Consider the following 12,671-nt stretch of genomic DNA (forward strand, 5'->3'; position numbering starts at 1 on the left):
CCTGACCCCATGCCGAACTCAGAAGTGAAACGCCGTAGCGCCGATGGTAGTGTGGGGTCTCCCCATGCGAGAGTAGGGAACTGCCAGGCATCAAATTAAGCAGTAAACCGGGGCAACAAACCGGTGGTTGTAGAAAAATTCGGTGGAGCGGTAGTTCAGTCGGTTAGAATACCTGCCTGTCACGCAGGGGGTCGCGGGTTCGAGTCCCGTCCGTTCCGCCACTTATTTTAAGAACCGTATCTCTCACGAGATACGGTTTTTTTTCGTCTGCAATTTGTGAAAAAAGGGCCAAACGGCCCAGTTATTTACTCTTCCCAGCGCTTTAACAGCAAACTGGCGTTCACTCCGCCGAAGCCAAACCCATTCGACATCGCGTAGCGCATCTCAAGCGGTCGTGCGGTAAGCGCCACCAGGTTTAACCCATCGGCCTTCTCATCAGGATGATGTAAATTCAGCGTCGGCGGAGCGATCTGTTCACGCAACGCCTGAACCGTGAAGATCGCCTCAATACCGCCCGCGGCACCCAAAAGATGCCCGGTCGCTGACTTAGTCGATGTAATCGCTACCGTACTGTTTGCACCAAACACACGCTTTATCGCTGCCAGTTCGCCCTTATCGCCAACTGGAGTAGAGGTCGCATGAGCGTTAATGTGCTGGATATCGGAGGCTGAAATCCCCGCCTGACGGATCGCGGCTTCCATCGCCCTTGCGGCACCGTTACCATCTTCCGGGCCGGCAGTGAGATGGTGCGCATCTGCGCTGGTGCCATAACCCACCAGTTCTGCCAGCGGCGTCGCACCGCGCGCCAGCGCATGTTCGAGCGATTCAATCACCAGCAGCCCGGCACCTTCACCCATCACAAATCCATCACGATCGCGATCAAATGGGCGTGAAGCCGTCGTCGGTTGATCGTTAAAACCGCTCGAAAGCGCCCGTGCCGCTGCAAATCCCGCAAGGCTTACCCGATGGATCGCCGCTTCACTGCCGCCGCATAAGGCGATATCTGCCTCGCCGCTGCGTATCAACCGCGCCGCATCACCAATGGCCTGCGCGCCGGCCGCACATGCCGAAACGGGTGCGCCGATCGGGCCGCGAAAACCATAGTTAATCGAGACATGGCCAGCTGCGAGGTTGGCGAGGAAAGAGGGAACGGTAAATGGGGAGAGTTTGCGAGGCCCGCGCGAATCGGTGGTGCGCACCGCGTTAGTGATCTCACTAAACCCGCCGATCCCGGTGGCAATAACCGTCGCAGTGCGATCGCGCTGTGCCTCCTCCTGCGGAAACCAGTTTGCCTGCGTTAATGCTTCCTTCGCCGCGACCAGTGCGAACTCAATAAAACGATCCATCTTTTTACGTTCTTTCGCCGGGATCGTGCTTAACGGATCGAAACCATGATGCGGATCCTCTTCAATCGAAGGGACCTGGCCTGCCACTTTGCAGGCAATATCGTCGACCATTTCATCGTCGAGGCGGGAAATACCCGATTTGCCCTCAACCAATGATGACCAGACGTGGGAAAGGCCGCAGCCCAGCGGGCTGACAATGCCCATACCGGTTATAACGACGCGCTTTTGCGAAATGCTCATATTCACTCCTCCTTATTCATCTGTAATTGTGGCGCATATTTCAGCGACGTCTCCCCGGCCTGCTTACGTTGCAAATATTGATGACGATAGTGGAGAACCGGCGACGCTGCCGGGCCTGGCACCATGGCGTATTTTTCAGGGGTTATGGCTTCACCAGTGGCCTTATCGACAAGGATCACTTCAACAGGGCGCGCCGTTTCCCGCTCAACCAGCGTCATCTGCGGGCCTTCGGGTGAGAAATGGCGATTTCCCCACTGCGCCAGCGCAATGATGACTGGACGAAAATCATAGCCTAACGGCGTGAGGTGATATTCGTAACGCGGCGGGGTTGTGCTGTAGCTCACCTTTTCAAGCAACCCCTCTTCAACCAGCTCCTTCAGGCGCCGGGAGAGAATGTTCGGCGCAATGTTGGCGTTTTTCTGGAACTCATCAAAACGGGTAAACCCAGCGAAGGCGTCGCGCAGGATAATCATGCTCCAGCTATCACCAATGCGTCCCAGACTTCGGGCAATAGGGCAGGGAGCCTGGCAAAGTGCTTCATTTTTCATGGTGGTATCTGCTGTAGTAAACATGCCGCACCAAAGTGACATAGTGACTTTCAATATGCAAGTCACTACTTTTAGCACTATTGCCCCTGTGGCAAATATCCTCTGCTTTCCTGCCTCTTTTTCCCCCGAGCCCAACTCACCATAATCACGCCATCTGTTAAGAAATAATGAGAGAGGAATTGATATGTCTATCCCTGCATTTGGTCTGGGGACCTTCCGTTTAACCGATGAGGCGGTTATTGCCTCGGTAAAAAATGCCCTTGAACTGGGTTATCGCGTGATTGATACCGCGCAGATTTATGGCAATGAAGCCGCCATTGGTGAAGCGTTGGCGCAGAGTGGCGTCGCGCGGGAATCGCTATTTATCACCACCAAAATCTGGACTGAAAACCTGGGTGAAGGCCAACTGATCCCAAGCCTGCAAGAGAGCCTGAAGAAGTTAGGCACCGACTACGTTGATTTGACGCTGATTCACTGGCCATCGCCGGGCGCAGCGGTGCCGGTTGCCGAGTCGATGCAGCAGTTGATGAACGCCAAAGCGCAGGGGCTAACGCGCCAGATTGGCGTCTCCAACTTCACGATTGGGTTGATGGAGCAGGCGATTGCAGCGGTTGGGGCGGAAAATATTGCCACTAACCAGATTGAGCTTTCACCCTATCTGCAGAACCGAGAAGTAGTGCAGTGGGCAAAAGAGCACGGGATCCACATCACCTCCTATATGACGCTGGCGTATGGTAAAGCACTTAAAGATGCCACGATTGCTGGCATAGCGCAGAAGCACAGCGCAACGCCAGCGCAGGTGATCCTGGCATGGGCAATGGGGGAGGGGTACGCGGTGATCCCCTCCTCAACCAAACGCGAAAACCTGGCGAGCAACCTGCAGGCAAAGACGCTGAAACTGGATGCGGATGACAGAGCCGCTATCGCGGCGCTGGATTGCAACGACCGGCTGGTCAGCCCCGAAGGGCTTGCGCCTGAGTGGGATTAATCAGCAACGTGACGGGAGCCTGGCTCCCGTTTTTTTATCTGCCCGTCTGCGGCACATGCTCGCTGACGAAGTCGATAAAGGCGCGGATACGCGTACTCACCGCCCGATCGCTGTAGTAGACGGCGCTGAAGGGCATCTCTACCGGCAGCAGTTTGTCTGACATCAACGCAACCAGCTCGCCGCTAGCCAGCTCTTTATCAATCATATAATCCGACAGGCTGGCGATACCGTTGCCGCTCAGACAGAGGTGTTTAAGGGTTTCACCGCTGTTAGAGGCGAGCGTGGGCGTTACCTCCAGCAGTTGCCCATCCGCTGCCGCCACCGGCCAGGTATTCAGCGATACCGGCTCGGTAAAGCCGAGGCAGACATGGTTTTGCAAATCCTCTACCGTTTCGGGTGTACCGTAACGGGCAAGGTATTCGGGCGAAGCAATAATTTTACGGTAGCTCTTAAAGAGCGGACGCGCGCGCAGGCTGGAATCTGTCAGCTTGCCGACGCGAATAGCGACATCCACTTTACGTTCAATCAGGTTGATAAAGGTTTCGCTTGAGACCAGCGACAGGCCGATCTCCGGGTAACGTTCACGAAACGGCTTAATCAGCGGCATTAAAAAGTGCAGCACCACCGGTGTGGCGGCATCGATACGCAGCGTGCCGCGCGGCACCGATTTATTCTCCATCACCTCGTTTTCCGCCGCCGCCATCTCCTGCAGCACCGTTTGTACGCGACGGAAATAGCGTTCGCCCTCTTCAGTGAGGCTAAGCTGGCGAGTGGTGCGATTGAGCAGGTTAACGCCGAGCTTATTCTCCAGCTTCTTCACCGCCCGGCTAATGGCAGAGTTTGCCTGACCGAGACGTTCAGCCGCACGGCTAAAACTGCCGCTCTCCACGACCGCGACAAAAATGGCGAGTTCTTCCGAGGTGGTTTTCATTATTGCCTCTGTAGCAACATTTCAACGAGATTATTCATGCGCGTGTATTTAACCACGCCGCGTGTCGCAACGCCATCGCGCGGCCTAAAGGTCAATGGCACCTATACAAGCTGGCGCTTTTCTGGTGATTATTCGTTGAAACTATGGTCTACAATCCCTATAACTGAGTGACGCCCCTTTTTCGGGCGCGGAAATCAAAGAGGTTTAAAGCCGAAGTGGCGAAAAATACTTACGCTATGCGATATGTTGCCGGACAACCTGCGGAGCGCATTTTACCGCCGGGATCGTTCGCCAGTATTGGTCAGGCTTTACCTGCCGGGGTTCCTCTCAGTCAGGATGAAAAGATCCGCGTACTGGTATGGAACATCTTCAAGCAGCAGCGGGCGGAGTGGCTCTCGGTGCTGCAAAGTTTCGGCAAAGATGCGCACCTGGTTCTGTTGCAGGAAGCGCAGACGACGCCCGAACTGGTGAGTTTCGCAACCAGCAACTATCTCGCTGCCGATCAGGTTCCCGCCTTTGTGCTGCCTCAGCATCCCTCAGGCGTGATGACGCTCTCTTCTGCCCATCCGGTCTACTGCTGTCCTCTGCGCGAGCGTGAGCCGATTCTGCGGCTGGCAAAGTCAGCCCTGGTGACGGTTTACCCGCTGCCGGACAGCCGTAATCTGATGGTGGTGAATGTGCATGCGGTCAACTTCAGTCTCGGGGTAGATGTTTACAGCAAGCAACTGCTGCCGATTGGCGATCAGATTGGCCGCCACGATGGCCCGGTAATTATGGCCGGCGATTTTAACGCCTGGAGCCGCCCGCGTATGAACGCCCTCTACCGTTTTGCACGCGAAATGGCGCTGCGGCAGGTGCGATTCACCGACGATAACCGCAGGCGAGCCTTTGGCCGACCGCTCGATTTTGTCTTCTATCGTGGCTTAAACGTTGATGAGGCGTCGGTGCTGGTGACCCGCGCATCGGATCACAATCCGCTGCTGGTAGAGTTCAGCCCGCTCCCTTCCGGCAAGTAGGGCGAAAAAAGATAAAAAAAAGCACCGTGGGGAAACGGTGCTTTTTTTATTGCCTCAGGTCAGGAGTCTGGCGTCGCGCTGTTCTTCACGAAGAGCGTGATTTGATCGCCCGGCCGCAGATTGGAGGTATCGGTGTTCCAGCGCATCACATCTTTGATGTTCACGCCGTGACGTTTCGCGATACTCGACAACGAATCACCTTTGCGCACGCGATAGGTAATGCTATCGCTGTTGTTGGCAAGACGTTGTGCGCTGCTGCCTGCACCAACCGTCAGGTTTTGACCCACCTTCAGGTTCGCGCCGCGCAGATTATTCCACTGCTTCAGATCCTTCGCGCTTACGCCGAGGCGTGACGCGATGCCTGAGATCGTATCGCCTGAGCGAACCTTATAGCTCTTGCTGGAGAGCGGGGTGTTATCCGCAACCAGCGTCGGCTGTACGGCGGCGATTTCGCCGGATGCCAGCGATTCACGCAGCTGATCTGCATGTTTCTTCGGCACCATCACGTACTGTGGACCAGCTGAACCCAACGTCGAACCTTTAACGCCCGCGTTAAACGCCTTCAGTTTGTTGACGGAAATTCCCGCCATTTCAGCCAGCTGATTCACTTCTACCGGGCTACTCAGCCTGACGCGCGCCAGCGCACGGCTTTCGTCCGGCGTCGGCAGATTAATGCCATAGCGTTTGCTGTTTTTGAGAAGATCGCTCAACGCCAGCATCTTAGGCACATAAATCTTTGTTTCATAAGGCAATGACAGCGACCAAAAATCGGTGGGTTTCCCCTGCGCTTTGTTCGCTTTAATTGCCTTCAGCACGCGGCCTTCACCGCTGTTGTAGGCGGCAACGGTCAGTAACCAGTCGCCGTCAAACATACGGTTAAGACGCTGCATCATGTCGAGTGCGGCCGTAGTCGAGGCCACAATGTCACGACGCGCATCGTAACTGCGTGTCTGTTTTAAACCATAATTTCGCCCTGTGCTCGGAATGATTTGCCAAATGCCTGCGGCATTGGCACCAGACGTTGCGTGCGGGTTAAAAGCGCTCTCCACTATGGGTAGTAGTACCAGTTCCATGGGCATGTTACGTTTTTTAACTTGCCCAGCTATCCAGTACATATACGGCTCTGCCCGTAAAGTTACATCGTGGAGATAGCTCTTATTGTTTAAATACTTCAGTTTCTGTTCGCGAATCCGGCTGTTTTCCGGAATTCCCATCTTTAGCTCGTCGCTTATAGAGGCCCACAAGTTGCTATCCGTTTGGTCGGCGAGTGTTCCGTCGTCCATCCAGCGTGCCTGGCTTGTGAACTTCCCAGCTTCCCCTTGACCAGCTGCAGAAAGGCTCTGTGCGTGCTGTTGTACCGAACCGTCGCGCTGCGACGCCTGGCACCCCACGAGCAGGACAGAGGCGAGTAATATCGCTTTTGCCTTCATGTGTGTGTCAATAGTAGTTGCTTAAAAGACGAGCGATGATAACGGCGATGTTTTCAAAAGGCAACCCGCAATGTCAGAAAGCATCTTTCTTTGCCCGTAACCAGGCGAAACGCTCCTCTGGATGTTGCAATACGCGTTCTTGATTTATTACTTCAATTAAATCAGCATCTTCCGTGCGTAAAAATAAATTTATTTTCCGCTCATTTTTCAGAATTACAGGGAGTGTCTTTTCGTTTTTAGCACGTAACTCACTCACTTTCTTATAGTATTCCTGAACCTCTGCATCTTGAGGCAGCACGCTGACAGCAAACTTCATATTCCCTAAAGTGTATTCATGTGCGCAACAAATCACCGTGTCATCGGGAAGGGCGTTAATTTTACAGAAGGATTGATACATCTGCGTTGCCGTCCCTTCGAATAATCTTCCACAGCCGCCAGAGAAGAGCGTATCGCCGCAAAAAAGGTAAGGAAAACTGAAGAAACAGATATGTCCTAAAGTGTGACCTGGGGTAGCGAAGACCGAGAAATCCTGGCCTAAAACGGTGACCGTATCGCCTTCGGCCACAACCTGGGTCGTGCCCTTATGTTGTGTCTCCGCTGGTCCATAAACCACTACATCAGGGAAAGCGTCGCGCAGCGCCTGCACACCGCCGACATGATCGTTATGGTGATGCGTCAGTAGAATAGCTTCGGGTTGCCACTGGTGCTCTTCAATGGCACGCAGCACCGGGGCGGCCTCGCCCGGATCGACAATCAGGCAGCGCCCGTCATCCTCGCTCAACACCCAGATGTAGTTGTCCTGAAACGCGGGAATACTGTTAAGATTCATAAATTACCTCTCAAAGCGTAGCGGAAGGTTGTAATGAAGCCGGCAAGGACTCCCCGAAAATTCGTCGCGCCCGTAAACTGGGGCGCGCTCCCAAAAGGTGTTTATTACCGTCAGGCGCTGGAGGAGGAGCTCAAGCCGTGGCTGGCGAAAATGTATGGTTTTCACCTGCTTAAGATTGGCAACCTCAGCGCGGAAATCAACCTTGAAAGCTGCGCGATCTCCCACCAGGTCAATGTCTCGCTGGCAGGCGAACCGGCGCAGGTACGCGCTGATCCGCTCTCTTTGCCGTTTGCGGAAAAGTCCGTCGATGCCTGCCTGCTGGCCCATACGCTGCCCTGGTGCCCCGATCCTCACCGGCTGCTGCAGGAGGTCGATCGCGTGCTGATTGACGACGGCTGGCTGGTGATGAGCGGGTTTAACCCCATCAGCTTATTAGGCGCCTGCAAAGCGGTGCCGTTTGCGCGCCGCTCGTCAGCGGTCAAAAGCCGAATGTTCACTCTTACGCGCCAGTTTGACTGGCTCGCGCTGCTCAATTTTGAAGTGCTTCATTATAGCCGCTTTCGCGTGTTGCCCTGGACGAAGCAGGGCGGAAAGCTGCTGAGCGCGCATCTGCCGGCGTTGGGCTGTATGCAGCTGATCGTGGCCCGTAAACGCACCATTCCGCTGACGCTCAACCCGTTAAAACAGAGTCGCTCACGGGCGCGCGTGCCGCAGGCCGTTGGCGCGACACGGCAGTCTTAAGCCAGGGTTTCCGGCTGGTAACCGACATCTTCCTGGGTGGGATTCATCGCCGCCGCGCGCGCCAGCTCATCGCAGCGTTCGTTTTCCGGATGCCCGGCGTGGCCTTTTACCCACTCCCAGCGGATTTGATGCTGGCTAAGCGCTGCATCGAGCCGCTTCCACAGGTCGACATTTTTAACCGGCTTCTTATCTGCCGTTTTCCAGCCGCGTTTTTTCCAGTTGTGGATCCACTGGGTGATACCCTGGCGCACGTACTGGCTGTCGGTGCTGAGCACCACTTCGCAGTGCTCTTTCAGCGCTTCAAGGGAGACAATTGCCGCCATCAGCTCCATGCGATTGTTGGTGGTTAAACGGTAGCCTTCGCTGAAGGTCCGTTCATGTCCGCGATAACGTAAAATGGCGCCATATCCACCCGGTCCCGGATTGCCGAGGCACGATCCGTCGGTGAAAATTTCTACCTGTTTGAGCATCTCTGGTAGACTTCCTGAGTTGAAAACGACAAGTCTGACATAAATGGCCGCTATGAGCACTGCAATTACACGACAGATCGTCCTCGATACCGAAACCACCGGTATGAACCAAATCGGTGCGCACTACGAAGGGCATAAGATCATTGAGATCGGTGCGGTAGAGGTGATAAACCGCCGCCTGACCGGCAATAACTATCACGTCTACCTGAAGCCCGATCGGCTGGTGGACCCGGAAGCGTTTGGCGTTCACGGCATCGCCGATGAGTTCCTGCTCGATAAACCGACCTTCGGTGATATTGCCGATGAGTTTATCGACTATATCCGCGGCGCGGAGCTGGTGATCCATAACGCCTCGTTTGATATCGGCTTTATGGATTATGAGTTCAGCAAGCTGAACCGTGGAATTCCGAAAACCGAAACCTTCTGCAAAATTACCGACAGCCTGGCGCTGGCGCGCAGGATGTTCCCGGGCAAGCGTAACAGCCTTGATGCGCTCTGCTCGCGTTACGAAATCGATAACAGCAAGCGAACGCTGCACGGCGCACTTCTCGACTCCCAAATTCTTGCCGACGTCTATCTGATGATGACCGGGGGCCAGACATCGATAAAATTTTCGATGGAGGGCGAGAACCAGAATCAGTCCGGCGAAGCGGGGATCCAGCGCGTTGTGCGCCAGGCAAACAAACTGCGCGTTGTTTTAGCCAGTGATGAAGAGCTGATGGCCCATGAATCGCGCCTCGATTTAGTACAGAAAAAGGGCGGAAGTTGCCTCTGGCGCGGCTAAATTCATTTATTAACCGTGAAAAATCAGCCCGTGGGCGATTTTTGCAGCAAACGATTCAAAACAAGAGAAAAAGCGTTGACGGCACCAGGCGCAATACGTAATATGCGCCTCGTTCCCTAACAGGAACACAACGCGGAGCGGTAGTTCAGTCGGTTAGAATACCTGCCTGTCACGCAGGGGGTCGCGGGTTCGAGTCCCGTCCGTTCCGCCACTATTCAGAAGGCCTGAATCAGCAATGATTCAGGCCTTCGTCGTTTCTACTCCTTCACCACCGCGCGCTGCGCGATAAATCCGCTCTCCACGCCCGCGCGCTCATGACGCGCCAGCCAGCAGTAGCAGCCCGCACCGAGAAAGACGCCGATAAACCAGCTGAAGTTTGCCACTTCGTGCAGCGCCGGAATAAAGCTGATCACCAGGCCTACCATCACCGACGGCAGCAGCGCAGCAATCGCTTTAGGGTTAAAGCCGTTTTTGTACCAGTAACGCCCGTTCGGGGAGACGGTAAAGAGATCGTCGACAAACACCTTGCCGCGTTTAATCAGGTAGAAGTCCGCCAGCAGAATGCCAAACAGCGGGCCAATGCAGGCACCGAGCACATCCAGCGTGTAGTGGATCAACTCCGGCGACTGGAACAGGTTCCACGGCGTCAGCAGCACCGAGCCGACCGCCGCAATCATCCCCCCGGTACGGAAGCTGATCTTCTGCGGCGCGCAGTTAGAGAAATCAAACGCTGGCGAGACGAAGTTCGCCACGATATTAATGCCGATGGTGGCAGTAATCATGGTCAGCAGGCCAATCGCCATCGCCAGATCGCTGCCGACGTGGCTGACTGTTTCAATCGGGTCGGTGATCATTTTGCCAAACAGCGATTGCGTTCCCGAGACAATCACCACCGTCACAATCGAGAAGAGCAGGAAGTTAAAGGGCAGTCCCCAGCGGTTGCCGCGGCGGATCGCCTGCATGCTTTTGCCGTAGCGGGAGAAGTCGCCAAAGTTGAGCAGCGGGCCGGAGAAGTAGGAGACTACCAGCGCCGTGGCGGTGATCATCTGCCACGCCTGCTCGCCTGGCGTCAGCGTTTTGCTGGCAAGCGTAAAGGAGATGCCGTCAAAACCGGTCTGGTAGAGGATCCAGCCCGCCAGCGCCATCATCACCACATAGACCGCCGGTCCGGCGACATCAATAAAGCGTTTGATCGCGCTCATTCCGTGCCAGAAAACCAGCGCCTGTAGCGCCCACATAATGCCGAAGCAGATCCAGCCCAGCGTCGACAGCCCCAGAAAGTGGCTGCTTGTCAGCGCGCCCAGCGAAGGCCAGAATTTCAGCGCCACCAGCATCAGAGCATTGGCGGCGAGATAGGTTTGAATACCGTACCAGGCAAAGGCGATAAGCCCGCGGATCACCGCCGGAATATTGGCACCGAAGACGCCAAATGCCTGACGGCAAATCACTGCATAGGGCACGCCGGTCATCTGGCTCGGCTTCGCCACCAGGTTTGCACAGAGCTGCACAATACAGATCCCCACCAACAGGCAGAGCAGCACCTGCCAGCTGGCGAGCCCTAAGGCAAAGAAGCTGGCGGCGACCACATAGCCGCCCATGCTGTGCACATCGGACATCCAGAACGAGAAGATGTTGTACCAGGTCCAGTTCTGCTGGCGAGTCGGCGCGAGGTCCTCGTTGGTCAATCTTGGGCTATAACGAGCATCGTACTGCGGTTCAGGGTTTGGCATGGATTCTGCTCCTTTAAATAGCGATAGCGTTCATAGGTCTGCTATCGGCTATTGCATTAACCAGGCCAGGTTTGGATTTTTTGTATACAAGATGGATAAAAAACGTATACAAAAAAAGCAATGCTGCGTCACACAGGAATCAGGTTATGGACCATTACACCGGGCTACAGGCGCCTGCGGATCGGGAAGAGAGAGAGCATTTCATCTGGCAATCGCTGTTAACGGCCATTGTTGAGCACCAGTTGCCGCCGGGCAGTAAGCTGCCGGAAGAGGCGCTGGCGGAAGTATTTGGCGTTAGCCGCACCGGCATTCGTAAAGTGCTCACGCGCCTTGCAACGGTGCAAATGATCACCATTGCGCCCAGGCGCGGTGCATTTGTCGCGAATCCTGGCATCGACGAGTCAAAAGAGATCTTCGCCACGCGCAAAATGATCGAGTGTGGCAACCTTCCGCAGGTGCTGGCGCATCTGCAACCGCCGCATCTGGCGGCGCTGGAGGCGATCATTGCCGAGGAGGAGGCGGCGCACCAGCAACATGATGGCGCGGCGGCCATTCGCCACTCGGCGGCTTTCCACATTCAATTACAGGCGATATCGGGCAATGCGGTGGTGACCGACATTATTACCACCCTGACGCAGCGCTCCTCGCTGGTGATTGCCGCCTGGGGCGCGCCGTGGCAGCAGGGCTGCCGCTGTCACGATCACGATGCGTTAATCGAACTGTTACGTAACAAAGACCTGGCGGGCCTTGAACATGCCATGGCGCACCACTTTGACCACATTGTTTCCAGCCTGCGCTTTGAGCGCAGCGGCGAAACGCTGCCCGATTTTACCCGCCTGTTTGGCACCCGAGGAGAGCCGCAATGAGTGCATTTTGTATACAAGTCATCAACCCCAACACCAGCCCGGAGATGACCGAAACCATAGCCAGCGCCGCGCGCCGCATCGCCTCGCCGGGCACAACTATCCTCGCCAGCTGCCCGACGCAGGGCGTGGAGTCGATTGAGGGGCATTTCGACGAAGCGATTGCCGCCATCGGCGTGCTGGAGCAGGTAAAGCAGGGCAAAGCACAGGGCGCGCAAGGGCACGTGATCGCCTGCTTTGGCGACCCGGGATTGCTGGCGGCGCGGGAACTGGCGAGCGGCCCGGTTATCGGCATTGCCGAAGCGGCGATGCATATGGCAACGCTGGTGGCGACGCGCTTCTCGATTGTCACCACGCTGCCGCGCACGGTGATCATTGCCCGCCATTTACTGCGCCAGTATGGCTTTGAACATCACTGCGCCGCGCTGCACGCCATCGATTTACCGGTGCTGGCACTGGAAGATGGCACGGGTCTTGCTCAGCAAAAGGTACGCGAGCGTTGTATACAAGCCAAACGCGAGGATGGAAGCGGGGCGATTGTGCTGGGATGCGGCGGCATGGCGAATCTTGCCAGTGAGCTGACGCAGGAGTTGGGCATCCCGGTGATCGACGGCGTAACGGCGGCGGTCAAAATGGTTGAATCCCTGCTCGCCCTCGGTTTTGGCACCAGTAAGTATGGCGATCTCGCGTATCCCAATAAAAAGCCGCTTTCAGGATGCTTCGATATGCTCAGCTGAAGGCGGCCCCGGTTAAGA

The 12,671-nt window shown here is 55.7% G+C and carries 13 protein-coding genes, 2 tRNA genes and 1 rRNA gene; 9 read left to right on the forward strand and 7 right to left on the reverse strand.

What is annotated here, in order from left to right:
- Both rrf and ABIC80_RS20990 read left to right on the forward strand, forming a co-directional pair.
- Positions 1 to 89: ribosomal RNA gene (gene rrf / locus ABIC80_RS20985) — 5S ribosomal RNA — on the forward strand; the annotation flags it as partial.
- A gap of 55 nt (positions 90 to 144) precedes the next feature.
- Positions 145 to 221 (forward strand) — tRNA-Asp (locus ABIC80_RS20990).
- A gap of 84 nt (positions 222 to 305) precedes the next feature.
- On the opposite strand, the gene fabF is transcribed toward ABIC80_RS20990, so the two are convergent.
- Both fabF and ABIC80_RS21000 read right to left on the reverse strand, forming a co-directional pair.
- On the reverse strand, positions 306 to 1,586 hold the full coding sequence (gene fabF, locus ABIC80_RS20995; RefSeq protein ID WP_263753228.1) for a beta-ketoacyl-ACP synthase II: 1,281 nt from the start codon (positions 1,584 to 1,586) through the stop codon (positions 306 to 308).
- Between the two features lie 2 nt (positions 1,587 to 1,588).
- The gene (locus tag ABIC80_RS21000) at positions 1,589 to 2,134 is read right to left on the reverse strand and encodes a winged helix-turn-helix transcriptional regulator (RefSeq protein ID WP_042717367.1); all 546 of its coding nucleotides are present in this window, start codon (positions 2,132 to 2,134) and stop codon (positions 1,589 to 1,591) included.
- Between the two features lie 184 nt (positions 2,135 to 2,318).
- On the opposite strand from ABIC80_RS21000, the gene dkgB reads away from it, so the two are divergent.
- Positions 2,319 to 3,122, forward strand: coding sequence for a 2,5-didehydrogluconate reductase DkgB (dkgB, locus tag ABIC80_RS21005; RefSeq protein ID WP_429178465.1), 804 nt, complete (start codon positions 2,319 to 2,321; stop codon positions 3,120 to 3,122).
- A 34-nt stretch (positions 3,123 to 3,156) separates the two neighbouring features.
- Here dkgB and yafC read toward each other — a convergent pair whose 3' ends face one another.
- Entirely contained in the window at positions 3,157 to 4,053 is an 897-nt protein-coding gene (gene yafC / locus ABIC80_RS21010; RefSeq protein WP_413313071.1) for a DNA-binding transcriptional regulator YafC, read from the reverse strand.
- Between the two features lie 215 nt (positions 4,054 to 4,268).
- Between yafC and ABIC80_RS21015 the strand changes: the two genes are divergently transcribed.
- The gene (locus ABIC80_RS21015; protein WP_071789488.1) at positions 4,269 to 5,069 is read left to right on the forward strand and encodes an endonuclease/exonuclease/phosphatase family protein; all 801 of its coding nucleotides are present in this window, start codon (positions 4,269 to 4,271) and stop codon (positions 5,067 to 5,069) included.
- A gap of 59 nt (positions 5,070 to 5,128) precedes the next feature.
- Here ABIC80_RS21015 and mltD read toward each other — a convergent pair whose 3' ends face one another.
- The gene (mltD, locus tag ABIC80_RS21020; RefSeq protein ID WP_429178466.1) at positions 5,129 to 6,499 is read right to left on the reverse strand and encodes a murein transglycosylase D; all 1,371 of its coding nucleotides are present in this window, start codon (positions 6,497 to 6,499) and stop codon (positions 5,129 to 5,131) included.
- Between the two features lie 73 nt (positions 6,500 to 6,572).
- Positions 6,573 to 7,328 carry a hydroxyacylglutathione hydrolase gene (gloB, locus tag ABIC80_RS21025; protein ID WP_200581111.1) on the reverse strand — a complete coding sequence of 252 codons (756 nt, stop codon included), beginning with the start codon at positions 7,326 to 7,328 and terminating at the stop codon, positions 6,573 to 6,575.
- Positions 7,329 to 7,361: 33 nt separating this feature from the next.
- Here gloB and ABIC80_RS21030 point away from each other — a divergent pair, with 33 nt between their 5' ends.
- Positions 7,362 to 8,069 (forward strand): class I SAM-dependent methyltransferase, encoded by a 708-nt coding sequence (locus tag ABIC80_RS21030; RefSeq protein WP_094419405.1) that lies wholly within the window; start codon positions 7,362 to 7,364, stop codon positions 8,067 to 8,069.
- Here the strand turns inward: ABIC80_RS21030 and rnhA are convergent.
- The gene (gene rnhA, locus ABIC80_RS21035; protein WP_161629337.1) at positions 8,066 to 8,638 is read right to left on the reverse strand and encodes a ribonuclease HI; all 573 of its coding nucleotides are present in this window, start codon (positions 8,636 to 8,638) and stop codon (positions 8,066 to 8,068) included. The two genes, ABIC80_RS21030 and rnhA, sit on opposite strands and share 4 nt — an antisense overlap.
- On the opposite strand from rnhA, the gene dnaQ reads away from it, so the two are divergent.
- The gene (gene dnaQ / locus ABIC80_RS21040) at positions 8,592 to 9,323 is read left to right on the forward strand and encodes a DNA polymerase III subunit epsilon (protein WP_042712390.1); all 732 of its coding nucleotides are present in this window, start codon (positions 8,592 to 8,594) and stop codon (positions 9,321 to 9,323) included. The two genes, rnhA and dnaQ, sit on opposite strands and share 47 nt — an antisense overlap.
- Before the next feature lie 134 nt (positions 9,324 to 9,457).
- Positions 9,458 to 9,534, forward strand: a tRNA-Asp gene (locus tag ABIC80_RS21045).
- 46 nt (positions 9,535 to 9,580) lie between these two features.
- On the opposite strand, the gene ABIC80_RS21050 is transcribed toward ABIC80_RS21045, so the two are convergent.
- The gene (locus tag ABIC80_RS21050) at positions 9,581 to 11,053 is read right to left on the reverse strand and encodes an NCS1 family nucleobase:cation symporter-1 (RefSeq protein WP_094419406.1); all 1,473 of its coding nucleotides are present in this window, start codon (positions 11,051 to 11,053) and stop codon (positions 9,581 to 9,583) included.
- Positions 11,054 to 11,199: 146 nt separating this feature from the next.
- On the opposite strand from ABIC80_RS21050, the gene ABIC80_RS21055 reads away from it, so the two are divergent.
- Positions 11,200 to 11,919, forward strand: coding sequence for a GntR family transcriptional regulator (locus ABIC80_RS21055; RefSeq protein WP_429178467.1), 720 nt, complete (start codon positions 11,200 to 11,202; stop codon positions 11,917 to 11,919).
- Positions 11,916 to 12,653, forward strand: coding sequence for an aspartate/glutamate racemase family protein (locus tag ABIC80_RS21060; protein WP_023479471.1), 738 nt, complete (start codon positions 11,916 to 11,918; stop codon positions 12,651 to 12,653). Before ABIC80_RS21055 ends, ABIC80_RS21060 begins: the two co-directional genes overlap by 4 nt.
- Positions 12,654 to 12,671 lie beyond the last annotated feature (18 nt).

This window comes from Kosakonia sp. 1610 (genome assembly GCF_050435845.1).
Classification (GTDB): Bacteria; Pseudomonadota; Gammaproteobacteria; order Enterobacterales; family Enterobacteriaceae; genus Kosakonia; species Kosakonia cowanii.

Excerpts from the sequence above, each read along its gene's own strand:
- fabF (WP_263753228.1), bottom strand. The coding sequence starts at position 1,586 with ATGAGCATTTCGCAAAAGCGCGTCGTTATAACCGGTATGGGCATTGTC.
- ABIC80_RS21000 (WP_042717367.1), bottom strand. The coding sequence starts at position 2,134 with ATGAAAAATGAAGCACTTTGCCAGGCTCCCTGCCCTATTGCCCGAAGT.
- dkgB (WP_429178465.1), top strand. The coding sequence starts at position 2,319 with ATGTCTATCCCTGCATTTGGTCTGGGGACCTTCCGTTTAACCGATGAG.
- yafC (WP_413313071.1), bottom strand. The coding sequence starts at position 4,053 with ATGAAAACCACCTCGGAAGAACTCGCCATTTTTGTCGCGGTCGTGGAG.
- mltD (WP_429178466.1), bottom strand. The coding sequence starts at position 6,499 with ATGAAGGCAAAAGCGATATTACTCGCCTCTGTCCTGCTCGTGGGGTGC.
- gloB (WP_200581111.1), bottom strand. The coding sequence starts at position 7,328 with ATGAATCTTAACAGTATTCCCGCGTTTCAGGACAACTACATCTGGGTG.
- ABIC80_RS21030 (WP_094419405.1), top strand. The coding sequence starts at position 7,362 with ATGAAGCCGGCAAGGACTCCCCGAAAATTCGTCGCGCCCGTAAACTGG.
- dnaQ (WP_042712390.1), top strand. The coding sequence starts at position 8,592 with ATGAGCACTGCAATTACACGACAGATCGTCCTCGATACCGAAACCACC.
- ABIC80_RS21050 (WP_094419406.1), bottom strand. The coding sequence starts at position 11,053 with ATGCCAAACCCTGAACCGCAGTACGATGCTCGTTATAGCCCAAGATTG.
- ABIC80_RS21055 (WP_429178467.1), top strand. The coding sequence starts at position 11,200 with ATGGACCATTACACCGGGCTACAGGCGCCTGCGGATCGGGAAGAGAGA.
- ABIC80_RS21060 (WP_023479471.1), top strand. The coding sequence starts at position 11,916 with ATGAGTGCATTTTGTATACAAGTCATCAACCCCAACACCAGCCCGGAG.